This is a genomic window from Huintestinicola butyrica, from assembly GCF_025567215.1.
Taxonomy (GTDB): domain Bacteria; phylum Bacillota; class Clostridia; order Oscillospirales; family Ruminococcaceae; genus Huintestinicola; species Huintestinicola butyrica.
This window is the reverse complement of the sequence record NZ_JAOQKB010000008.1, coordinates 82476-104421: the sequence shown is the minus strand read 5'-3', so window position 1 is coordinate 104421 and position 21946 is coordinate 82476. Positions and strand designations below refer to the sequence as shown.

At 47.1% G+C, this 21946-nt stretch carries 23 protein-coding genes; 17 read left to right on the top strand and 6 right to left on the bottom strand.

Features of this window, described 5'->3' with window-relative positions; all coding sequences use genetic code 11:
* Positions 1-36: 36 nt before the first annotated feature.
* The 4 genes from OCV68_RS09810 to OCV68_RS09795 all read right to left on the bottom strand — a co-directional run bounded on the left by OCV68_RS09810 (position 37) and on the right by OCV68_RS09795 (position 5231).
* Positions 37-804, bottom strand: coding sequence for a class I SAM-dependent methyltransferase (locus OCV68_RS09810; protein ID WP_000456787.1), 768 nt, complete (start codon positions 802-804; stop codon positions 37-39).
* A 231-nt stretch (positions 805-1035) separates the two neighbouring features.
* Complete coding sequence (locus OCV68_RS09805) at positions 1036-1491, bottom strand: XRE family transcriptional regulator (protein ID WP_001071126.1); 456 nt, start codon at positions 1489-1491, stop codon at positions 1036-1038.
* 81 nt (positions 1492-1572) lie between these two features.
* On the bottom strand, positions 1573-3492 hold the full coding sequence (tet(W), locus tag OCV68_RS09800; RefSeq protein WP_066860834.1) for a tetracycline resistance ribosomal protection protein Tet(W): 1920 nt from the start codon (positions 3490-3492) through the stop codon (positions 1573-1575).
* A gap of 800 nt (positions 3493-4292) precedes the next feature.
* The gene (locus OCV68_RS09795; protein ID WP_262572284.1) at positions 4293-5231 is read right to left on the bottom strand and encodes a sugar phosphate nucleotidyltransferase; all 939 of its coding nucleotides are present in this window, start codon (positions 5229-5231) and stop codon (positions 4293-4295) included.
* Between the two features lie 211 nt (positions 5232-5442).
* Between OCV68_RS09795 and OCV68_RS09790 the strand changes: the two genes are divergently transcribed.
* Positions 5443-6306, top strand: coding sequence for a DUF6709 family protein (locus OCV68_RS09790; RefSeq protein ID WP_262572283.1), 864 nt, complete (start codon positions 5443-5445; stop codon positions 6304-6306).
* Between the two features lie 873 nt (positions 6307-7179).
* On the opposite strand, the gene rpmB is transcribed toward OCV68_RS09790, so the two are convergent.
* Positions 7180-7368, bottom strand: a complete 189-nt coding sequence (gene rpmB, locus OCV68_RS09785) for a 50S ribosomal protein L28 (protein ID WP_022475339.1) — start codon at positions 7366-7368, stop codon at positions 7180-7182.
* Between the two features lie 296 nt (positions 7369-7664).
* Between rpmB and OCV68_RS09780 the strand changes: the two genes are divergently transcribed.
* From OCV68_RS09780 to OCV68_RS09750, 7 genes are read left to right on the top strand one after another with little or no spacing between them, the layout of a single operon-like run.
* Entirely contained in the window at positions 7665-8333 is a 669-nt protein-coding gene (locus OCV68_RS09780) for a site-2 protease family protein (protein WP_262572282.1), read from the top strand.
* Positions 8330-9091: a segregation and condensation protein A gene (locus tag OCV68_RS09775; RefSeq protein WP_022475337.1), complete on the top strand. Its 762-nt coding sequence runs from the start codon at positions 8330-8332 to the stop codon at positions 9089-9091. Before OCV68_RS09780 ends, OCV68_RS09775 begins: the two co-directional genes overlap by 4 nt.
* Positions 9075-9629, top strand: a complete 555-nt coding sequence (gene scpB / locus OCV68_RS09770; RefSeq protein WP_147622124.1) for an SMC-Scp complex subunit ScpB — start codon at positions 9075-9077, stop codon at positions 9627-9629. The genes OCV68_RS09775 and scpB overlap by 17 nt, the downstream gene beginning before the upstream one ends.
* Positions 9626-10426 (top strand): hypothetical protein, encoded by an 801-nt coding sequence (locus tag OCV68_RS09765; RefSeq protein ID WP_262572279.1) that lies wholly within the window; start codon positions 9626-9628, stop codon positions 10424-10426. The genes scpB and OCV68_RS09765 overlap by 4 nt, the downstream gene beginning before the upstream one ends.
* Before the next feature lie 33 nt (positions 10427-10459).
* Entirely contained in the window at positions 10460-10969 is a 510-nt protein-coding gene (locus tag OCV68_RS09760; RefSeq protein ID WP_147622122.1) for a GerW family sporulation protein, read from the top strand.
* 55 nt (positions 10970-11024) lie between these two features.
* Positions 11025-12167, top strand: coding sequence for a D-alanyl-D-alanine carboxypeptidase family protein (locus tag OCV68_RS09755; RefSeq protein WP_262572277.1), 1143 nt, complete (start codon positions 11025-11027; stop codon positions 12165-12167).
* 39 nt (positions 12168-12206) lie between these two features.
* On the top strand, positions 12207-12935 hold the full coding sequence (locus OCV68_RS09750) for a pseudouridine synthase (RefSeq protein ID WP_262572330.1): 729 nt from the start codon (positions 12207-12209) through the stop codon (positions 12933-12935).
* 89 nt (positions 12936-13024) lie between these two features.
* Here the strand turns inward: OCV68_RS09750 and OCV68_RS09745 are convergent, their stop codons facing one another.
* A complete protein-coding gene (locus OCV68_RS09745) occupies positions 13025-13333 on the bottom strand; it encodes a hypothetical protein (protein WP_262572275.1) in 309 nt (102 codons plus the stop codon).
* A gap of 33 nt (positions 13334-13366) precedes the next feature.
* Here OCV68_RS09745 and nadA point away from each other — a divergent pair, with 33 nt between their 5' ends.
* From nadA to trpA, 9 genes are all read left to right on the top strand, one after another.
* A complete protein-coding gene (nadA, locus tag OCV68_RS09740; protein ID WP_262572273.1) occupies positions 13367-14278 on the top strand; it encodes a quinolinate synthase NadA in 912 nt (303 codons plus the stop codon).
* A 161-nt stretch (positions 14279-14439) separates the two neighbouring features.
* Positions 14440-14691, top strand: coding sequence for a type II toxin-antitoxin system HicA family toxin (locus OCV68_RS09735; RefSeq protein WP_262572271.1), 252 nt, complete (start codon positions 14440-14442; stop codon positions 14689-14691).
* Positions 14688-15032 (top strand): type II toxin-antitoxin system HicB family antitoxin, encoded by a 345-nt coding sequence (locus OCV68_RS09730; RefSeq protein ID WP_262572269.1) that lies wholly within the window; start codon positions 14688-14690, stop codon positions 15030-15032. Before OCV68_RS09735 ends, OCV68_RS09730 begins: the two co-directional genes overlap by 4 nt.
* Positions 15033-15504: 472 nt before the next feature.
* Positions 15505-17022 carry an anthranilate synthase component I gene (trpE, locus tag OCV68_RS09725; protein WP_262572266.1) on the top strand — a complete coding sequence of 506 codons (1518 nt, stop codon included), beginning with the start codon at positions 15505-15507 and terminating at the stop codon, positions 17020-17022.
* Positions 17023-17040: 18 nt separating this feature from the next.
* The gene (locus OCV68_RS09720; protein ID WP_262572265.1) at positions 17041-18672 is read left to right on the top strand and encodes a bifunctional anthranilate synthase component II/anthranilate phosphoribosyltransferase; all 1632 of its coding nucleotides are present in this window, start codon (positions 17041-17043) and stop codon (positions 18670-18672) included.
* Positions 18673-18683: 11 nt separating this feature from the next.
* Positions 18684-19466, top strand: a complete 783-nt coding sequence (gene trpC / locus OCV68_RS09715; protein ID WP_022475328.1) for an indole-3-glycerol phosphate synthase TrpC — start codon at positions 18684-18686, stop codon at positions 19464-19466.
* Positions 19463-20071 carry a phosphoribosylanthranilate isomerase gene (locus OCV68_RS09710; protein WP_022475327.1) on the top strand — a complete coding sequence of 203 codons (609 nt, stop codon included), beginning with the start codon at positions 19463-19465 and terminating at the stop codon, positions 20069-20071. The genes trpC and OCV68_RS09710 overlap by 4 nt, the downstream gene beginning before the upstream one ends.
* Position 20072: 1 nt before the next feature.
* Positions 20073-21263, top strand: a complete 1191-nt coding sequence (gene trpB, locus OCV68_RS09705; RefSeq protein ID WP_022475326.1) for a tryptophan synthase subunit beta — start codon at positions 20073-20075, stop codon at positions 21261-21263.
* Between the two features lie 15 nt (positions 21264-21278).
* Positions 21279-21946, top strand: a 668-nt coding sequence (trpA, locus tag OCV68_RS09700) for a tryptophan synthase subunit alpha (RefSeq protein WP_262572260.1), incomplete at its 3' end; no start/stop codon positions are given.

Sequence of the window (21946 nt, the reverse complement as noted above, 5' to 3'; positions counted from 1 at the left end):
TCGGCTGGGTTTGCTATTTACCCGACAAACTTGAATTTATTTTAAGCTATCACGTTTTACCTTCTTAAGCCTTACTATCATTACCATAGGAATTTCTTTGTTGGTTTTGAAACATTCTTCATAAAATCCATCAATGACAAATCCAGCTCTAAAACAAAGGTTAAAAATATCTTGTATGGAACGATGATAATAAATCTGCTCTTTCGGTTGCCCTTCAATCGCTATATCATAGTAACTGTGCGGTGTCATATATTTTTCAGTCAACGTGACAAAACAAGGGTGTTGCGTTGCAAAGACAAAAATTCCGCTTTCCTGCAACAGTTCATAAACAGCCATAAGAAGTGGTTCAATGTCCGTAATATCCATAATTGCCATATTAGAAACTGCTTTCGTAAAGGCTCGATTTCTTTTTAATTCTAATATACTTTTTCTATCGGTCGCATCCGCCACACAAAATTCAATTTGTTTTGCATATTGTGATTGCCGTCTTTTAGCCAATTCTATCATTTTTTTGCTGTAATCAAAAGCGACAACCGAAGCACCTCTTTGTGCAAGATACGAAGAATAATTTCCATTGCCACACGCAATATCCAAAATGTAATCCGCAGGATTAGGAGATAGAAGTTCCGTTACTTTGGGGCGCACTACCTCTCTGTGAAATTCATTAGATTCGTCACCCATTGCATTATCCCAAAATTGTGCGTTCTCCTCCCAGATTTTTTTACTTTCCTCTGTTCCCATGTTCTCTCCCACTCCCAAAATTTGCTTTTTTGCTTCCATTAAATCTTCCTTACTATATTCCATTGTTACCCTCCATAACTTCTGATTGTTGTCGTCTTGACTATTATGTATCTTTTCTTTCCAAAATGGTATAGGCTTTTATTTTTGTAATGCTGCAAAACTTTTCTTCTGTAAGGTATTCAAAGGATATTTCCCTTTGCCGCCGCTTGCATTAAGCCGCCGCTATTGGAAAGCCAAAAGCAGCGGCTTTTTTTACTCGGTATTACCGAAAAGTATAGAAAGCAGGATATGTCATCATTTGTCATTTCTTCTCAATGTAATAACTGCATGGCATATCAAGCCAAATACAAGAGAAAAACAGCCACCGCCAAATAGTGATGCTCCCCACCCTGCACCTGACATTGTCATAAAACCGCCAACAAAGAAAATACCAATGCCAAGAAATATACCAACACCATAAAAAAGTCCAATTGCCATATCGTACTTATTAAATTGTCGTTTCTCCTTTTTTTCATATGTTTCCATCTTTGTTATTACCTCCTTCGCAAAATCGTCCATGTTGACTCCAAAAAGAAAGCAAATTTTTTTCAACATATTTAAATCGGGTTCATTAACATCTCTCTCCCAATTCGATAGTGCCTGCCGGGTAACATTCAATTCCCCGGCTAGTTCTTCCTGTGTCATTCCCAATTGTGTTCGCAGATGACGTATTTGCTTTCCTGTTGTAATATTCGTCTGTTCCTGGTTCAAAATAGTTTCTCCTCTCTGATACTGATTTTATCAATGATATTTCGCAATAGCCAGCAATGAACGCTTGCATTGCGCAAGACGTTACATTATCTTCTGAAACATATAGCGCACCTTGTCCAGGCGGCTGTTTGGACGGCGGGGCTGGATGACTGGCTTGCCGACAGCGGCCTGATACCCTTTCAGTTCTGTAAGGCATACGCTCTGCCCGTTGGTGTAAAAGGCCAGATCAGTACGGTATGCCTGTATACAGCGGGCGGGAATCTCGCCAGTAAAGACAACTTCATCCTTTTTTTCCTGGACCGTTTCGATGGTGGCACAGTATTTCGGTGCATCATGATAAGCCCTGGAAAGATATTCCCGGGGCGCATAGAGGGTGAAGGAGAGATAAGGTTCCAGCAGTTGCGTCCCTGATTCCTTCAATGCCTGTTCCAATACAATCGGGGCCAATGAGCGGAAGTCCGCCGGCGTGCTGACCGGACTGTAATAAAGCCCGTATTCAAAGCAAATCTTACAGTCCGTTACGTTCCAGCCGAACAAGCCCTGCTCCAGCCCGTAACGGATACCATCCCTGACAGCGTTTTGAAAACTCTGGTTCAAGTATCCCAGCGAAACCCGGCTCTCGTATTGTACACCGGAGCCAAGCGGGAGTGGTGTAACAGACAGTCCGATGGATGCCCAAAACGGGTTGGGCGGCACCTCGATATGGATGGTGTGGCTGGCTGCTTTGAGCGGCCGCTCCATATAAATGACGGTGGGTTCCTTTACCACTGTTTCAAGCTTGTATTTTTCCGACAGCAAAGCGGAAACAACCTCCAACTGCACCCGGCCCAAAAAAGAAAGAATGATCTCATGGGTGATGGAATCCACCTCGCAGCGCAAAAGCGGGTCAGTATCCGCAAGTTGCGTAAGAGCGTCCAGCAGCCGTTCTCTTTGCGCTGCCGTTTTCGGCGCAATCGACGTCCGCAGCATGGGGAGGGGGTCCTCACGCCACCTTTTACGAGGGAGCCGGGTTGGGTCCCCTAATACATCGTTTAACCTCACGCTGTCGCTGGGAAGGATAACAATTTCACCCGGATAAGCGGTGTCTGTCCGAACAATTTCCCCTTTGGATGGAATACGCATCTCTGTGATTTTCAGCTTTTCTCTCCCGGCCAGGGCCACCGTATCCCGCAGGCGCAGCGTTCCGCTGTATAGCCGTAGATAGACACGCCGCTGGCCGCAATCTGTATACTCCACCTTGAAAACGCTGCCGCATAGGGCGGCGCTCCCCTGTTCCCCAATCGGTTGGAACAGCCCTGTCACCGCATCCATCAACGGTTGAATGCCAAGGCCCTTTTTGGCGCTGCCATAATAGACCGGGAACAGGGAGGCGTCTTGAACCCGCCGCTGTTCCTCCCGCACAAGTTTTTCCCGGCTGATTGGTTCTCCTGCGATATACTTTTCCAATAATTTATCGTTATTTTCGATGACCGCATCCCATGCTTCTATGTCGGTATTTTCCTCCAGGACTATTTCCGGGGACAGCGACACCGTCTGCTTGATGATAATATCGGCGGAGAGCTTATCCCGAACAGACTGAACCACGCTCTGCAAATCAACGCCAGCCTGGTCGATCTTGTTGATAAAGATAACGGTGGGAATGTTCATTTTCCGCAGGGCATGGAACAGAATACGGGTCTGGGCCTGCACGCCATCTTTAGCGGAGATCACCAAGATGGCCCCATCTAAAACAGCCAAAGAGCGGTACACCTCCGCCAAAAAATCCATGTGGCCGGGCGTATCCACAATGTTGACTTTACATCTGTGCCACTGGAAGGAAGTGACTGCCGCTTGAATGGTAATCCCACGCTGCCGCTCCAAAAACATGGTGTCCGTCCTCGTTGTCCCTTTTTCGACGCTCCCCGGTTCTGAAATGGCTCCGCTGGCATATAGCAGGCTCTCCGTCAAGGTCGTCTTTCCAGCGTCTACATGGGCAAGAATTCCAATATTGATTATTTTCATGTGATTGTCCTCCCTTTACTGCCCCGAAGGGCATAAAAATCCCCAGCAGTAAAATACTTTTACCACTGGGGATGATAATTTGCGGACATACACATATACAGCATACACCTGTTTGTGAGTGCTGTTTTTGGGGATATGTCAAAATTGATAAGGCAAAAGTATTCTTAAATTGGGTACAAAAAACTAAGCCCCTACAAAAGGGACTATCATAATCCTTTGTTCCCACTATTTGATTATAGTTTTATTTAAGAATACCTTGCCGCATATTTTTTACTCCTTTTCTGGAATTGAATTATTATATCACATCAGTTTTAATTATTATATCACATCAGTTTTAGGAAAACAAGTATCTAAAAGAAATTTTTCTTCCCCTTATATGTAACAATCATACCGGCTTCCTAACGTTCAGAATGGTTTCTACTGTCTGCTGCGGTGTTTGGTTGGAATTGTCCAGCCAAAAGCCGATCCGTGGTGTTGTCTGCATTTTACTAAATACAAATTCAATGTATACAGAAAGAAATATATAAGGAGTGGGAGGGATTCCGCCGTAGTCGGCATTGTAGGAAAATCCAAAAGTTTAGATTTTCTCAAAATGCTTATCTTTTGGTCTTTGGTTCGGAATAGTGTAGTGCTGGCGGTCTATCTATTGTTTTCGGTTGCTTGCTTCTTTACCGTACATGAGCATTATGAGCGGATTTATAGTGCTGTTTTTTTCGTTTGCCACACAACCAAAAAGGCTGCTGCATCTTGTGCAACAGCCTTTTCTCTGTATTCGTGATTAGTATTATATGCAGCAGCTTTTACGCTGTCACATTCATCTCTTCACTTGCGTCAAAAAGGGGAACATTATAAATACCCTTTCGGGTCATGTCCGCAAAGGCTTCCTTTATCTCTGGCATATCCTCAGTATGGGTCATGCCGTACCATTTGTCATAAGTGGGAATTACCTTTACGGATATTTCGCCGCTCTTGATGAGCTTGTCAAATGCAGTAGGCAGAGCCAGCTCGGCTTTAAGCTCATTTCTGCCAATGCCGCCCAGAAATTCGCCGAAGCAGCGCTCCAGCTGAGGGACTATCTCCTGTCCGCAGCCCCACATATTCATAGAGGCAATGCTGTCGGGTGACACAGTTACGATCTCGCCGTCCCGTGTGCCCTGGATTATGCCGTTTTCCTGCCTTGAAATGGTGTATGTCTCAGTGACGGAAACAAGCATACCATTTTCATCGGCATTGCATATGCCCCTTGTTACCGTGCCTGTGGTGCTGAGGGTGTTGCCGAGGATAAAGCCGCTCATGCAGTGCTGCCCCTGCTTCCTTTCGGGATTTGTAAGGAAGTTATATACATTTTTATATGCAGCCTGACCGTAATAATCGTCCGCATTGATGATAAGAAAAGGCTCGTTGATAAGTTCCCTTGCCGCAAGAACCGCATGAACAGTGCCCCATGGCTTTGTCCTGCCCTCGGGTACGGAAAATCCGTCGGGAAGGTCGTCCATATCCTGATAACAGCAGCATACCTTGACATATTTTCTCAGCCTGCTGCCAATAAGCTCCTCAAACTGTTCCTTTATATCACGGCGGATAATGAATATCACCTTGTCAAATCCTGCCCTTACAGCGTCTGCCACGGAATATTCCATCAGCAGTTCGCCGTCCGTTCCCACAGGGGTAAGCTGCTTAATGCCGCCTTTGAAACGGGTCCCCAGACCTGCGGCAAGTATCAATAGTGACGCTGACATAATAATGCACCTTCCTGTTTACATTCATATTTTTTCTCATTATAGCACGATTTAACATATATGTCAATAAATTTTCAAAATATGAAAACGATTTAAGAAATATTTTTTGACAGTGCATTGCTATTATCTTCCGTTCCCTTATTGACAAGTTTTAACAAATGATATATACTATATTAAGCATTGTTGTAAATAAAATTAAGGGGGATATATTTTGAGCAATACTTTAAAACTCAGATTATTCATCTGCGGGGTAATACTTATCATTGCGGGAATAGCCTGCGCAGGGGATTCCTTGGCACAAAAAAGAGAAATGGCCAAGGGAATGATGGACTTCAACGAGATGCAGTCGAGCGACTTCTACAAGGGTCAGTACGTTCAGGGCGAGCTGCTGGAGCTGTGGGACGAATTTGCATATATGGAGGAGTACACCGAAACAGCGCTGGGCAGAAAAACAAATTCAAGAGTGTCGGCACATTATTATATTATGCCGCTCCAGACCTCATATGAGAACGGCACTCCCGTTTTTGCGGCAGTGTGCCTTAAAAATGTGACCCAGATAAGCGCTGCTGAGCAGATGATAAACGAAATGAACGACTACTGGGACGAGGAAAGCGACGGGCTTTATACCTCTATCCCCATTACAGGCAAGGTAAGCGTCATGGACGACGAGCTGAAGCAGTATTTTTATGAGTGGCTCATGTACGGCGACGAGGAGTCAAGCACATCTGATTACGATCAGTTCGTTTGTCCCTATATTATCACAGCAGTTCAGCCCAACAGCAGCAGCTCTACCCTCAGCATGGGCGTTGTTATGACACTTATCGGCGCAGTCCTTGTAGGAGCAGTGGTGTTTGTTACCATTAAGAGCAAAAGAGTGGCAGGCACGGATATGTCTCCGCAAGCGGTGCAGTACGGAGATGTGCCCTATCCCGAGCAGGATTCCACACTTATGAACGATATGGCAAAGCTCCACCAGCCCGAGGACAATGCGGACGAGTTCTTTAACCGACCAATCAAGCCACATGAGAAATCAGACAGCGATAATGGTCTGGGCATAGGTATTGATGATAAGTAAATATAAAATGAGCGGCAGTCATTTGGCTGCCGCTTTATGTATTAAAAAGTACGATAATAAAGTGTTTTAAAACCCATGCAAGATTTAGAGTTAAGCTGACAGTATAACCGACCTCACCGCAGAGGTAAGCAAAACAAACAGCAGATACTTGATATCTAAACGCCAGACCGCAAATGGTAGGGCGGCGGTGAAAGCGGGCTTGGTGGAGGTGAGAGGGTAGGGAAGAGATGATTGCTTGCCTTTTGCAAGGCATGGAGAAACCGTAGGGGAGAATATATGCCGACGGGCGACACAAGGGAATGCCCGCTTTTGTAGGGCTTTGGTTTCCGATGTGTCGGAACGACACATATTCTCCCATTAGGTGTTTCCTTTGCTTACCCTCTGACAAATTATAATAATACTAATCCTCTCTCGGATAATAACCGTACATCATCCACAAGATGTAAAAATTGTCAAGTATATATAATATTCATATAAAAAATAAAGTATAATAAGCCAACGAGAATCAATGAAGAAACAAAAAGCAATATCTTTGCTATAACCCTAAGTTTTTTTATTCTTCTGTTATTTCTTTTCATAGTTTTGCCACCCAATTACTATGCCTGAGTATTCATGGACATCCGGTAAGCTGCATTTGAAGTAAATATTCAAGTTCTAAAAAATCCTTTTCAAAAATGATTTGGTCATTATAAATAAGTTCATTATTTATATTATACCACTTTTGGCTCGGCTTGGGAAGATTTAATCAGCGTGTCCTTAGAAATACAGCGCCTTGAAAAACTTTTTTACTGTTTAATTTTGGACAAAATAAAAAAGACGCCATAGGCGTCTTCCTTATTGTACGTACAATTCGGTTATTAAAGCTGTTTAAAATCAAACAGCACGTGTTACCTTACCGGAACGGAGGCATCTTGAGCACACGTAGATGTGCTTGGGAGTACCGTCAACGATAGCTTTTACACGCTTTACATTAGGCTTCCAAGTTCTGTTGGAACGATGATGAGAATGGGAAACCTTAATACCGAAAGTAACGCCCTTTCCGCAAATATCGCACTTTGCCATGGGGCCGCACCTCCTTAACAGTGAAAAATAGACCGGAATCCGAAGCAAAGTTCAGCCGGCGTAAAGCTTGTTTGATGCACGGAAAATACCGCACATTTTCAGAACATATTCTATTGTATCACAAAGAAAATAAAAAAGCAAGCCCTTTTTTGAATTTTATAGAATATTAACAATTTTCTCCGAATTTTCATCTGCTATTGTATTTTTTTGAGAAAAATCCCTTGTAATCAAGCCGAAAATATTGTATAATAAAAGTTGAATTTTTGATAAATAACGAAATTTAAAGGATAACCGATATGAATAACGATAAAATATTTGAGCTTTTCATAAATGCTCTGGTGCTGTTCACAGCCCTGCCCGTCCACGAGTGCGCCCACGCATGGGTGGCGCATAAAATGGGCGACGATACCGCAAAAAATCAGGGACGTATAACCCTCAACCCCTTCAAGCACCTGTCCCTCTGGGGTTCTATTATGATGGTGCTCATCGGCTTCGGCTGGGGCAAGCCCGTAAATGTAAATCCCAATAACTTCAAAAATCCCCGCAAGGGCATGGTGCTCACCTCGCTGGCAGGCCCTGCCTCCAACTTTATTATGGCGTTCCTTGCAATGATAGTGTGCAGGATAATGTACGGCTTGGGATATGTCCGCTTCGGCGAAACATTTATCATAATCGGCGATATTTTCCTGTACATCACTATGATAAACATATCTCTGGGCGTGTTCAACTTCCTGCCCATACCCCCTCTGGACGGCTCCAAGATATTCAACGCCGTTCTGCCCGAAAAGATCTACTTTAAGATAATGAAGTACGAGCAGTTCATCTTCATCGCCCTTATCGCCCTTGTTTATTCGGGACTGCTGGACAAACCTCTGGGCTTTTTGCAGGGAAAAGTCACCGATGTGATGATTTTCCTTACAAACTGGGTGGATATCATTTTCTCGGCGGTGCTTAATAAAGTATGAAGATGTCATTCAAGCTGGAGGTCTTTGAGGGGCCTCTTGACCTGCTTCTGCATCTGATAGCAAAGCATAAGCTGAATATTAACGATATCCCCATAATGATACTTGTGGAGCAGTATCTGAACTATATTTCGGATATGGCGGAGCAGGATATGGAGGTCGCAGGCGATTTCCTGGAAATGGCTGCAAGGCTCATTTATATCAAGACCGTTTCACTGCTGCCCCGCAAGGAAGAGGCGGAAGCACTTAAAAAGGAGCTGGAGGGCAGGCTCATAGAATACTCCCTCTGCAAGGCGGCTGCGGAGAAGATGCGTGCCGCTTATTCGGGGGATACCTATGCCGTCCGTGCGCCTATGAAGATAGAGACGGACAGCACCTACAGCCGCACCCATGACCCTATGGAGCTTGTCAAAGCGTACAAGGGCATGGAGATAAAAAAGAGTGCCAAGCCTGAAGAGCTGGTGCCAAACGTATTTTCAAAGCTTGTTTCACGGAAATTCGTTTCCGTATCATCAAAGATAGTATATGTGCTCAAAAAGCTGTATAAAGAGGGCAAATGCTCCGTTGAGGGGCTGTTTTCCGAGATGACCGACCGCTCCGAGCGTGTGGCGGCATTCCTTGCCGTGCTGGAGCTTACCAAGTCGGGCAGAATTATCCTTAACGAGGACAACACGGAAATGACCTTCAACAGCGCAGGCGCCGATACCGATTATGATGCGTCATCTGAATGGGAGGAGAGAGAAAATGAAGCTGACCGATAAGGCCGCCGTGCTTGAAGCGGTGCTGTTTGCCTGCGGCGACCCTGTGGACGTTGAGCGTATCTCTGCGGCTACGGGCATCGAAAAGGGGGCAATATCCCAGCTTGCGGACTCTCTCAACGAGGCGTATGCGGAAAACGGCAGTTCCCTTGTTGTGCTGCGGCTTTCGGGGCTGTATCAGCTGGCTGTGCGGCGGGAATATTACGAGTATGTAAAGCTTGCGGCGGAGACCAAGAAAAACGCCCCCCTTACACCTGCGGCTATGGAGGTGCTTACCATAATCGCCTATAACCAGCCTGTGACCAAAAGCTTTGTGGAGCATATCCGTGGTACTGACAGCTCCAGCGTGGTCAACTCCCTTGTGGAAAAGGGACTGCTGGAGGAAGCGGGACGGCTCGATGTCCCGGGACGGCCCATCGCCTACAGAACAACGCCCGTATTTCTGCGGTGCTTCGGCTTTGAAAGTCTGGACGACCTCCCCCCACTCCCCGGGCGTGTTCCCGATGAGGCAGAAGTCTCGGAGGACGAGCCTGAGATATGATCTGGATCATAATAATTGCGGTAATTTTGCTTATCGTTCTTGCCGTGAACATTCCCGTGACTGCCTATATCAGGTATCATGACGGTGAAGCCGATGTAAAGGTGAGCTTCCTTTTCAAGCAGCTTTACCCCCATGTTGAAAAGAAAAAGCGGCAGAAACGGAAGCGGAAAAAGCACAGGAAAAATATAAAAAAGGCAGAAACAAAGCCTGCTTCAGAGGAGATATCCTTTAATGAGCCTGATGCTCCCGAAGAACCCACTGCTCCAACCGATGAGGATAAGCAGGAGAAACCCCTTACGGAAGATACAACCCCAGAGGAAAATTCTGAGGTAAGCTCGGAAAACATCCCACAAAAGCATAAACCTAAGAAAAAAAGCCTGATCGAACGGCTCAACACCAAGCTTGACGAGCTTAACGAAAAGAAAAGCTCCGTCCAGCTGGCATTCGAGCTTTTAAAAGAACCTCTTAAAAAGCTGGGCGGAAAGGTCCGCATAGATGACCTTAAAATAGACTTTGCCGCCGCCGATGAGGACGCATACGAGGCTGCCATGCTGTACGGCAAGGTGAACGCCGCCGTTTATAACGCCCTTTCCGCCGTAAGATGCTTTGTGCCCGTGTCCGTCACGGGAATAAAGATAGACTGCCTGTTCAATACCCCTGCCGAAAAATGCAGGTGGGACGGGGAGTGCAAGATACGGCTCAGACCCGCAAGCCTGCTGAATGCCATAATTGCGGTGGTATTCGGCTATGCAAAGGATAAGGAAAAATACGCCCCTGTTATGGCGTTATTCAAATAATACGTATCAAACTTCACTGAAAGGATATTAAAGATGGATACAAAGGTAAAAGAGCTTATAACCGCTTCTATGGACAAAATTCACGAGATGGCAGATGCCAACACTATCATGGGAACACCCGTTCAGGTGGACGGCGGCGTTACCATTATCCCCGTATCAAAGGTATCATACGGCTTTGCAGGGGGCGGTTCCGACCTGCCCAGCAAGACCGATAAGGAGCTTTTCGGCGGAGCCAGCGGCGCAGGCGTGACCGTTACCCCTCTGGGCTTTCTGGTCATCTCAAACGGCGAAGTTCAGCTCATGCAGATGAATCTGGACGTTTCCACATCTTCCGCTATCGTAAATATGGTTCCCGAGGTGTTCAACAAGGTGGCAAACCTGTTCAAAAAGGATAAGCCCGCCGCTGCCGATAAAAGGGCTGTATCAGGCTCAGTAGCGTCCGATGCAGGCGCTGCGGGCGATACCGACGATATCGAGCTTCCCGAGGAAATGGTGGCAGATGACAACATGACCGACGGCATCAATTTCGATTTTGAGGACTGATATTATTTTCCCCTGCATAAAATAGTCTGTAAAGACTGTTTTTGGGGGAATGTTTATGAAAAAGTTATGCTGCCTTATAGCTGTGGCAGTGTTTGTTTTCACGCTTTCAGGCGGATGCTTTGCTGTGGAAAATGAACCGCAGGTGTCCGCAAAGGCGGCTGTGGTCATTGAAGCAGGCACGGGCAGAGTGGTGTTCGGCAAAAATGAGAACGCAAAGCTGCCAATGGCAAGCACCACAAAGATAATGTCAGTTCTGCTGACGCTTGAAAGCGGCGATCTTGACAGCGAGTTCGTTGTTGACAGCGAAGCTGTAAAAACCGAAGGCTCCTCCATGGGACTTATGGAGGGGGATATTGTTTCCAAGCGTGACCTGTGCATAGGAATGCTGCTGCCCTCGGGCAACGACGCAGCCAACTGCGCAGCGGTAAAGGTGGGCGGAAGCATGGCAGGCTTTGCCGACATGATGAACGCCAAAGCGTCACGGCTGGGGCTGAAAAATACCCACTTTGTCACTCCCTCGGGGCTTCATGATGATGAGCATTATTCCACAGCGTATGATATGGCGCAGCTGACCTCATTTGCCCTGAAAAACGAGGATTTCAGAGCCATATGCTCGCAAAAATCCATAAAGCTTGCTTTTGGTGATCCGCCCTATGACAGGTGGCTTGCCAATACAAACAAGCTGCTGACAAGATATGAGGGCTGCGTCGGCGTGAAAACGGGCTTTACCGATGAAGCGGGGCGCTGCCTTGCTTCGGCGGCGGAAAGAGACGGCGTTACCCTTATCTGTGTGACCCTGAACGCACCCGATGACTGGAACGACCACGAAAAAATGCTGAACTACGGCTTTTCACGGGTAAAGTGCGTTCCTCTGGAAGCCGATGATTATTACACCGCCTGCCTTGTGGGAAGCGAAAAGGACGAACTTCGGCTCGTACCCGAAAGAACTCCCATGTGCCCCGTGATAAACGGCATAACGCCAAGTATTTCGTGGAAGATGACCGTTCCCCGCATGATATATGCCCCCGTTGAAAAAGGGCATAATGTCGGCGAGCTGGTGCTTCTTGACGGCAGCAGGGAGATAGACAGGATACCCCTCATTGCGGCTGAGGACGCAGCTGTGAAAAAGGGCAAGCCTCATAAAAAGAGCTTTTCGGAGCTGATAACCGATAAAATAAAGGAATTGCTGTTCAGCTGAGCAGCTGACCCGTCGGGAGACGGAGAAATGGAGAATGATATGGAAAAGATACGTTTGCAGAAAATACTTTCCGACAGCGGAGTTTGTTCACGCAGAAAAGCGGAGGAGCTTATCAGCGCAGGCGAGGTATATGTCAACGGCAGAAAGGCAAAGCTGGGCGACAAGGCAAACGAGCGTGACGTTATCATGGTAGGCGGCGAGAGAGTCCGCTACACCAAGAAGCGCAGAAAGATATACATTATGCTCAACAAGCCCCGTGGATATGTTACCACCATGGCAGACGAGCTGGACAGAAAGTGCGTTACCGAGCTGCTTACAGGCGTTGACGAGCGTGTATATCCCGTGGGAAGGCTTGACCGCAACTCCGAGGGACTGCTTCTTTTCACCAATGACGGCAACTTTGCCAACGATATCATGCACCCTAGCCGCCATATAAGCAAGACCTACCGTGTCACCGTTCATTCCAAGATAACCGACGATCAGATAGTATCCCTTACCGACGGCGTTGAGCTGGACGGCAGAAAAACTCTCCCCGCCACCGTAAGCGTGGAGCTTGATACTCCCGAGAGAAGCGTTATGAGAATAACCATTCACGAGGGCAGAAACAGGCAGATAAGACGTATGTGCGAGGCTGTGGGACTGGAAGTAGTAAGACTTCGCCGCACTTCCATCGGCCCCGTAAAGCTGGGAATGCTCAAGCCCGGCGCATGGAGAGAGCTTACCGCAGAGGAGCTTCGTGCCCTCAGAAATGCTGTTGGCAAGGAATAATGTAATCTTTAGAAATATATTTGTAACAAATAATGCCTATCGGATAGAATTTCAGGGCAAATCAGCAAAAAAGCATTCACAGAATGGATTTATTGTGTTATAATATATTCAGACATCGGGATAAGACATTTGATAATGACATCATGGGCGACAGGTGCAGTGACAAAATTGCTGAACTGTAATGACAATATTTTTTTACCCACCACAAAATGGGCGGCCGCATATGCAGCCGCCCGTTTTGTTTTGCCGTTTTGTGCTGTTTTTACATTTTTAAGCGCCGTTTTCGTAAATAGTCTGTAAAATAAAATATATGGATTTCTATTGAAATAAAGCGGATTTAATGGTATAATAACCTTATATTTTGTCATATTCGGGCGGATGGCGTTACCGCCAAACATACCATTTTAATCGGAAAGGTCGGCTTACATATCATGATAAAGGACATTCAGGAAAAAATACTGAAACTTAAAAAAGAGAAAAATGCCTGTATTCTTGCTCATTGCTATCAGTCCCACGATATTCTGGAGATCGCAGACTTCACAGGCGATTCCTTCGGTCTGGCTGTAAAGGCAGCAAAAACCGACTGCGAAAATGTTATTATGTGCGGCGTCCGCTTCATGGCGGAGACCTGCAAGATACTTTCCCCCGAGAAAAAGGTATATCTTCCCAAGTCCGAGGCAGGCTGCCCCATGGCAGACCAGCTTGACCCCGATATGCTCATTCAGCTCAAGAAGAGATATCCCGATTATAAGGTAGTGGCTTACATCAACACCACAGCCCAGCTGAAAACTCTCTGCGACGTGTGCGTTACATCTTCCTCCGCTGTGAAGATAATCAAAAATATGGACGCCGACAAGATACTGTTCATTCCCGACTGCAATCTTGGCAGCTATATCCAGAAAATGGTCCCCGAAAAGCAGTTCAAGCTCATAAGCGGCGGCTGCCCCACTCATGCACGTCTTACTGTCCGTGATATCCAGCTTGCAAGAGCAGCTCACCCCGGCGCTCCCGTGCTTGTCCACCCCGAGTGCCAGCCTGCGGTAGTTGAGGCTGCCGATTTTGCGGGAAGCACCACCGAGATAATGAATTACGCTATCGACAGCAAGGAGAAGTCCTTTATCATCGGTACCGAGAACAGCATAGTTCAGCACCTGAGCATCGACTGCCCCGACAAGATGTTCTACGCCCTTTCCAAGGACTGCGTGTGCCACAATATGAAGATCACCAACATCACCGACGTTCTCCACTGCCTCGAGGGCACTGACGGCGAGGAGATAGTTCTTGACGATGATGTTATCACCAAGGCTAAGGTCTGCATAGACGAGATGCTCAGACTGGGCTGATAATAACGGCTGTTATCCCGCATATCTGTGATGTGCTTTTTGCATTTCATAGATATGCGGGAATTTATATATCAGTCCAAAAAGCTTAACACATATTAGAAAGATGTTATTGCAAAGTTTAAAAGAATATTATATAATATTATAAAGGGCGGGTGCTGTAAGTGGGTAAGAAGGAAAAGCTTTTACAGAGGCTTTTATCAATGCCGAAGGATTTTACATTTGAAGAGATGCAGTCATTACTTGAAGCATTGGGATATCAGAGAAATAATAAAGGAAAAACCAGCGGTTCAAGAGTAATGTTTATAAAAGATGGCAGTATAATAATGCTGCACAAGCCGCACCCAAGAAAAGAGCTTCTTGAATATCAGCTTAAACAAATAATAGATAAGCTAAGGGAGGATGAGCTTATATGACAAATGCAATGGAATATAAAGGCTATTACGGAACTGTTGAATACTCATCAGCCGATGATGTTCTTTTTGGCAAGGTAATTGGAATAAACAGCCTTATTTCTTATGAGGGAACAAGTATAGCTGAGCTGCGTGATGATTTTGAAGCAGCAGTAGATGATTACCTTGAAGCCTGCAAAGCCAATGGCATAGAGCCTGAAAAGGATTATAAGGGCAGCTTTAATGTAAGGATCTCACCTGAGCTTCATAAAAATCTTGCATTATATTCCGCTGCTCACAACCAGTCACTTAACACAACTGTTGAAGTGGCAATAGAAAAATTTTTTTCAACTCATACATTTTGAAATGTTAAATTTCTGTTAACCCCTTGACAAACGAAAATCATAGTGCTATACTGTGCTTAAAGTTAATAATAAATCCTGTGAACAAAAGCAAGTAACATTTATAACGGCGGCACAGAGAGCTGCACATTGGTGGAAGTGCGGTACGAACGGTAAATGCGAATGGATTTGTGAGGAGCAGGGTGAATTTGGGGCAGATGTGCTTCAATAGTAGCCTGAGCCGTATTTCCTGCGTAAAGGGAAAGGGTATTGATGCGTAAGCTGCGTACTTGTTATTTTATAAGCAAAGTGCAGCATTACCATATTGGTAGTGCTTTTTTATTGCAAACGCCCGTACCCGTTAAGGTCTTATCCGATGATAAGGCGAATTAGGGTGGCACCACGGTGGATATTATCCGTCGTCCCTTGAAGTTTTAATGCTTCAAGAGGCGGCGGATTTTTTGTTGCCGCCAATATCAGAAAGAGGGTCGTTTTTATGTTCTATCCGTCAGTCAGTGAAACAAAGGAATATCTGAAAAGCTACGGCACAGTTCCCATGTTCTATGAGCTTCTTACCGACAGCTTCACACCCGTAAGAATGTTTTCTATTTTAAAGGAAAACTACGAAAACTGCTTTATCCTTGAATCAGTCGATAACTCCAACCGCTGGGGCAGATATTCATTCATCGGTCTTAACCCCAAGGCAGAGATAAGGGTAAAGGACAAAAAGGCTGAGTTTATTTACACAGACGGAAGAAAAGAATCGACAGACGCTTCCGACCCCATCAAGCTTTTCTCTGGACTTATGGAAAAATACAAGTCACCTAAGTTCGTGGGTCGTCCCAAGCTCACAGGCGGACTTATCGGATACTTCGGCTACGATATGGCGAGATATTATGAAAAGCGCCTTACAAATGTCCCCGACGATGATCTGGAAATGCCGGATGCAAATATGTTCATCTATAACGAGATAGTGGCTTATGACCACCTTTCCAACAGAGCAGTGATAATCCTCAACATGGATAAGGAAGAGATAACAGCTCTGGCAGAAAAATCAGGAGAAAGCTTTGATAAGGCAGCTGACAGCTACTATGAGCTGCTTGAAAAGCGTGCCGATAAGCTTGGCAAGCTCCTTTGCAGATACACTCCCGAGCCTGCTCCCAAGATACTCAATCCCGCAAAGCTCAAAGTAAATTCCAACTACACAAAGGAAGAGTTCTGCGAGATGGTGGAAAAGTGCAGAGAGCACATCATCGGCGGCGATATCAGCCAGATAGTTATTTCCCAGCGCTTTGAGGCAGAAAATCCCCCCGAGCCGTTTGACGTTTACAGAATGCTCCGCTCCACAAATCCTTCCCCTTATCTTTACTACTTTGACCACAAGGATTACTGCATTGCGGGAGCTTCCCCCGAGATGCTGGTGAGCGTTACCGACGGCGTGGTGCTCAACAAGCCCATTGCAGGCACATATCCCAGAGGAGCAACAGCCGAAAAGGATATCGAGAACGAAAAGCTCCTCACCACCGACCCCAAGGAAAGGGCAGAGCATACAATGCTTGTTGACCTTGGCAGAAATGACGTGGGCAGGGTATGTAAGCCCGGAACGGTAAAAGTCACCGACTTTATGAGAGTTGAGCGCTATTCCAAGGTAATGCACCTTGTTTCCGATGTTGAGGGTCAGCTTGAAGATGGCAAGACCGCCGTTGATGCGCTGATGTCCGTTCTCCCCGCAGGCACCCTTTCGGGAGCGCCCAAGGTAAAGGCAATGGAGATAATCGACAGCCTTGAAAACGTAAAGCGTGGACTTTACGGCGGAACAGTCGGCTACATGGCATGGAACGGAGATATCGACACCTGCATCGCCATAAGAACAGTGCTTTTCAGAAACGGCAAGGCTTATGTTCAGGCAGGCGCAGGAATAGTATATGACAGCAACCCCGAAAGTGAATTTGAAGAGACCAAGCGCAAGGCTGCGGCGGTAATAAACGCACTTGAACAGGCAGCCCAGATGTAATTGAAAGAGGTGTTTGATATGATCGTTATGATAGATAATTACGACAGCTTTACTTACAACGTTTACCAGGCAATGGCAAGCCTTTACAACAACATTAAGGTTTACCGAAATGACGAGATTACTGTTGACGAGATAGAGAAGATGAACCCCGAAGCACTGGTCATCTCTCCAGGCCCCTCTTATCCCAAGGACGCAGGCATTTCCGTTGAGGCTATAAAGCATTTTGCCGGAAAGCTCCCCATTCTGGGCATCTGCCTCGGTCATCAGTCCATCGGAGAGGCATTCGGCGGAAAGGTAGTAAGAGCCGAAAAGCCTATGCACGGCAAGGCTTCGCTTATCAAGCTTGACAATACCTGCCCCATTTTCGAGGGACTTCCCGAAAAAATCTCCTGCGCAAGATATCATTCCCTTATCATTGAAAGAAGCTCGCTTCCCGACTGCCTTAAAATAACAGCCGAGACCGACAATGGCGAGATAATGGCAGTGGCTCATAAGGAATATCCCATTTACGGCGTTCAGTTCCACCCCGAGTCTATTCTTGCGGAGATGGGCGTGAACATTCTCTCCAACTTTCTTACAAACGTTGTGGGCGTAAAGGTTGAGGGCGCAGTTCCTGCAATTCCCATGGATAAGAGAACTTCCCTTAAAAAGTACATCGCCATGGCAGTTGACCGCAAGGATCTCACTGAGGACGAGGCTTACAGCGCCATGAACATCATCATGGGCGACGCTGCCACACCCGCTCAGACAGCCGCATTCCTGGTTGCCATGAGAATGAAGGGCGAGACCATTGACGAGATAACAGGCTTTGCCAAGGGCATGAGAAGCAAGGCTTCCGTTATCGAGGGCTTCCGCTCCGCTATCGACATCGTAGGCACAGGCGGAGATATGGCAGGAACCTTCAACATCTCCACCACCTCCTCCTTTGTTATCGCAGCCGCAGGCATTCCCGTTGCAAAGCACGGCAACAGAGCCGCTTCCAGCAAGAGCGGAGCAGCCGACTGCCTTGACGCTCTGGGCGTGAGTATCAAGACCTCTCCCGAAAAGGCATCAAAGTGCCTTGAGACCACAGGCATCGCATTCCTGTTCGCTCAGGTGTTCCACGGCGCAATGAGATTTGTGGCTCCCGTAAGAAAGGAAATAGGCTGCCGCACATTCTTCAATATCTTAGGTCCTCTCACAAACCCCGCTCTTGCAGATTATATAGTGCTGGGCGTTTATGATGAAAGCCTCCTGACCCTTATGGCAAACGTGCTCATAAAGCTCGGAATCAAGGGCGCAATGGTAGTCAACGGCAGCGACGGACTGGACGAGATAACCATGACAGGCAAGACCCATGTCTGCGAGGTAAAGGACGGAAAGATATCCACCTATGATATTGACCCCCACGACTACGGCTTTGAATACTGCACAGCCGATGTTTTAAAGGGCGGCACACCCGAGGAAAACGCCAAGATGACCCTTGATATCCTTACAGGCAAGGATAAGGGCACAAGAAGAAATACCGTTCTGCTTAACGCAGGCTGCGCTATCTACTGCGCAGGCAAGGCAGCCACCATAGCTGACGGCGTAAAGCTTGCCGCAGAGATGATAGACAGCGGCAAGGCATATGATAAGCTCAACGAAATGAAGGATTTTACCAATTCTTAAAAGGATAAATTATGATACTTGATGAAATAATCGAAAAAAGAAAAATTCAGCTTGCTGCCGAAAAGAGCCGCATATCCCTTGAAGAGCAGAAAAAGCTTGCGGATATAGCTCCCGCTCCAAAGGGCTTCGGCAGGGCGCTAAGGGCAAACGGACTTTCGGTCATATCCGAGGTGAAAAAAGCTTCCCCCTCAAAGGGACTTATCCAGCCTGATTTTGACCCCGTTAAGATCGCAGCTGCATATGAAAAGGCAGGCGCTGCGGCAATATCATGCCTTACCGAGGAGCATTACTTCCAAGGCTCCTCCGAATATCTGCGGAAAATAGTTGAAAATGTCAAGCTCCCCGTTCTGCGCAAGGATTTCATCTTTGATGAGTACCAGATATATGAGGCACGTGCGCTGGGAGCGGACGCAGTTCTGCTCATAGCGGCAGTCCTTGACGATAACAGGCTCAAAACGCTTTTTAACCTTGCAAAGTCCTTGGGACTGGACGTTCTGGGCGAAGCGCATGATGAAAACGAGGTCAGGCGCCTTGTAAGTGCAGGCTTTGGCATCATAGGCGTGAACAACCGCAATCTCAAGACCTTTGAGGTGTCCCTCGAAAACACAAGGAGACTTTCGGCGCTTGTGCCCGAAAATGCAGTCTTTGTCTGCGAAAGCGGCATAAAGGACAACGCCGATATGAGGTTTGCCAAGAGCTGCGGAGCAGACGCTGTGCTTATCGGCGAGACGCTTATGAGAAGCGGACTTTCAGGCATTCCCGACTGCATGGCAGCTCTCAGGGAGGGCGTATGATAAAGCTTTGCGGAATGAGGCGTGAGGAGGATATCGCCTACGCTAACGAATTTCTCCCCGATTTTGTGGGCTTTATCCTTGCAGAGGGCTTCAGGCGTACAGTCGATATCGGCTTTGCCGCACGGATATCCCGAAACCTTGACAGCCGCATAAAAAAGGTGGGAGTTTTTGTTGATACTCCCGTTGATACCGTAAAAAGGGCGGCTGAAAGCATAGGGCTGGACGTTATCCAGCTCCATGGCAGCGAGGACAGTGCTTACATAAAGGCTCTGGGGCATGATACTGATTTGTGGAAAGCCGTCCGTGTGCAGAGCCCGGAGGATATCTACCGTGCCGAAGAGCTGGACTGCAAATATCTCCTGCTGGACAGCTTTGTAAAGGGTCAGGCAGGAGGCACGGGAAAGCTGTGCAACATAGATGTGATAAAAAATGCGGAGATACATCTTCCCTATTTTCTGGCAGGGGGCATAAACGAAAGAAATCTGGCGGATATGCTCACCGTTTCGCAGAATATCGACATCTCGGGCGGAATCGAGACCGACGGTGTCAAGGACAGGGGAAAAATAAAGCGCATTATGGAAATATACAACGAAAGGAAATTATGATATGAGCAAGATCGGAAGATTCGGCGAGTTCGGAGGACAGTACGTTCCCGAAACTGTTATGAACGCCGTACATGAGCTGGAAGAGGCTTATGACAAGTACAAGAATGACCCCCAGTTCCGGAAAGAGCTGGCTGACCTTTACCGTGACTATGCAAACCGCCCTTCAATGCTGTACTATGCCCAGCATATGACCGAGGATCTGGGCGGCGCAAAAATATACATCAAGCGTGAGGACCTTAACCATACAGGCGCTCACAAGATAAATAACGTTCTTGGTCAGATACTCCTTGCAAAGCGCATGGGCAAGAAGCGTATCATTGCCGAAACAGGCGCAGGTCAGCACGGCGTTGCCACCGCTACCGTATGCGCCCTTATGGGCCTTGAATGCTGCGTGTATATGGGCAGAGAGGATACCGAAAGACAGTCCCTGAACGTTTACCGCATGGAGCTGCTGGGCGCAAAGGTCGTTCCCGTTGAAAGCGGCACAGCTACCCTTAAAGACGCTATCAACGAGGCTATGCGTGACTGGTGCACCAATATCGAGACCACATTCTACTGCATCGGCTCCGTAATGGGTCCCCACCCTTACCCCGAAATGGTAAGAGACTTCCAGAAGATAATCGGCGAGGAAATAAAGCGCCAGATGATGGAAAAGGAAGGCAGACTTCCCGACTGCGTGGTTGCCTGCGTAGGCGGCGGCTCCAATGCAATGGGCGCTTTCTATGACTTTATCCCCGATACCTCCGTAAGACTTGTGGGCGCAGAAGCCGCAGGCAGAGGAATAAACACAGCCGATACCGCAGCTACGCTTTCCTGCGGCAGCGTGGGCATATTCCACGGAATGAAGTCCATCTTCCTCCAGAATGAATATGGTCAGATAGCTCCCGTTTACTCCATTTCCGCAGGTCTTGACTACCCCGGAATAGGCCCCGAGCACGCAAACCTCTGGAAAACAGGCAGAGCGGATTATGTCGCAATAACCGATGAAGAGGCAGTTACCGCCTTTGAATATCTCTCAAAGACCGAGGGCATTATCCCCGCAATAGAGTCAGCCCACGCCGTAGCCGCAGCTATGAAGATCGCTCCCGAAATGGGCAAGGATAAGATAATCGTTATCAACCTTTCAGGCAGAGGCGACAAGGACGTTTACTCCGTAGCCCGCTACAGAGGCCATGATATCAAGAACTCATAATGGAGGTCAGGAAATATGAACCGTATAGACAAATGCTTTGAAGAGCTTAAAAAGAGCGGCTCCAAGGCTCTTATAACCTTTATCACCGCAGGCGACCCCGATATGGATACCACCGTAAGCACCGCCCTTTCCATGTTTGAAAACGGCGCAGATATCATCGAGCTGGGCGTGCCTTTTTCAGACCCTATCGCCGAGGGCGTTACCATTCAGAAGTCCTCACTGCGCTCGCTGAACGGCGGCACCACACTTGACAAGATATTCGGCGCAGTGGATAGAATAAGAGAAAAGACCGACAAGCCACTTATCCTTATGATGTACCTTAACACCATTTTCGTTTACGGCACAGAGAAGTTTTTCTCACTCTGCAAGGAAAAGGGTGTTGACGGCGTTATCGTCCCCGATATGCCCTATGAGGAGCGTGAGGAGATACTTCCCTATGCAGAGCAGTACGGCGTACACAACATCAATCTTGTTTCACCCGCTTCCCACGAGCGCATAAAGAGAATAGCTTCCGATTCAACGGGATTTCTTTACTGCGTGTCCTCCAACGGCGTAACGGGAGTTAGATCGGAATTTCAGACCGATTTTGATAAGTTCTTCGGCATAATCCGAGAGAATGCGTCCTGCCCCTGCTGTGTAGGATTTGGAATATCCTCAACTGAGCAGGCGAAGAAAATGGCTTC

Excerpts from the sequence above, each read along its gene's own strand:
- OCV68_RS09810 (WP_000456787.1), bottom strand. The coding sequence starts at position 804 with ATGGAATATAGTAAGGAAGATTTAATGGAAGCAAAAAAGCAAATTTTG.
- OCV68_RS09795 (WP_262572284.1), bottom strand. The coding sequence starts at position 5,231 with ATGTCAGCGTCACTATTGATACTTGCCGCAGGTCTGGGGACCCGTTTC.
- rpmB (WP_022475339.1), bottom strand. The coding sequence starts at position 7,368 with ATGGCAAAGTGCGATATTTGCGGAAAGGGCGTTACTTTCGGTATTAAG.
- OCV68_RS09780 (WP_262572282.1), top strand. The coding sequence starts at position 7,665 with ATGAATAACGATAAAATATTTGAGCTTTTCATAAATGCTCTGGTGCTG.
- OCV68_RS09775 (WP_022475337.1), top strand. The coding sequence starts at position 8,330 with ATGAAGATGTCATTCAAGCTGGAGGTCTTTGAGGGGCCTCTTGACCTG.
- scpB (WP_147622124.1), top strand. The coding sequence starts at position 9,075 with ATGAAGCTGACCGATAAGGCCGCCGTGCTTGAAGCGGTGCTGTTTGCC.
- OCV68_RS09765 (WP_262572279.1), top strand. The coding sequence starts at position 9,626 with ATGATCTGGATCATAATAATTGCGGTAATTTTGCTTATCGTTCTTGCC.
- OCV68_RS09760 (WP_147622122.1), top strand. The coding sequence starts at position 10,460 with ATGGATACAAAGGTAAAAGAGCTTATAACCGCTTCTATGGACAAAATT.
- OCV68_RS09755 (WP_262572277.1), top strand. The coding sequence starts at position 11,025 with ATGAAAAAGTTATGCTGCCTTATAGCTGTGGCAGTGTTTGTTTTCACG.
- OCV68_RS09750 (WP_262572330.1), top strand. The coding sequence starts at position 12,207 with ATGGAAAAGATACGTTTGCAGAAAATACTTTCCGACAGCGGAGTTTGT.
- OCV68_RS09745 (WP_262572275.1), bottom strand. The coding sequence starts at position 13,333 with ATGTTTGGCGGTAACGCCATCCGCCCGAATATGACAAAATATAAGGTT.
- nadA (WP_262572273.1), top strand. The coding sequence starts at position 13,367 with ATGATAAAGGACATTCAGGAAAAAATACTGAAACTTAAAAAAGAGAAA.
- OCV68_RS09730 (WP_262572269.1), top strand. The coding sequence starts at position 14,688 with ATGACAAATGCAATGGAATATAAAGGCTATTACGGAACTGTTGAATAC.
- trpE (WP_262572266.1), top strand. The coding sequence starts at position 15,505 with ATGTTCTATCCGTCAGTCAGTGAAACAAAGGAATATCTGAAAAGCTAC.
- OCV68_RS09720 (WP_262572265.1), top strand. The coding sequence starts at position 17,041 with ATGATCGTTATGATAGATAATTACGACAGCTTTACTTACAACGTTTAC.
- trpC (WP_022475328.1), top strand. The coding sequence starts at position 18,684 with ATGATACTTGATGAAATAATCGAAAAAAGAAAAATTCAGCTTGCTGCC.
- OCV68_RS09710 (WP_022475327.1), top strand. The coding sequence starts at position 19,463 with ATGATAAAGCTTTGCGGAATGAGGCGTGAGGAGGATATCGCCTACGCT.
- trpB (WP_022475326.1), top strand. The coding sequence starts at position 20,073 with ATGAGCAAGATCGGAAGATTCGGCGAGTTCGGAGGACAGTACGTTCCC.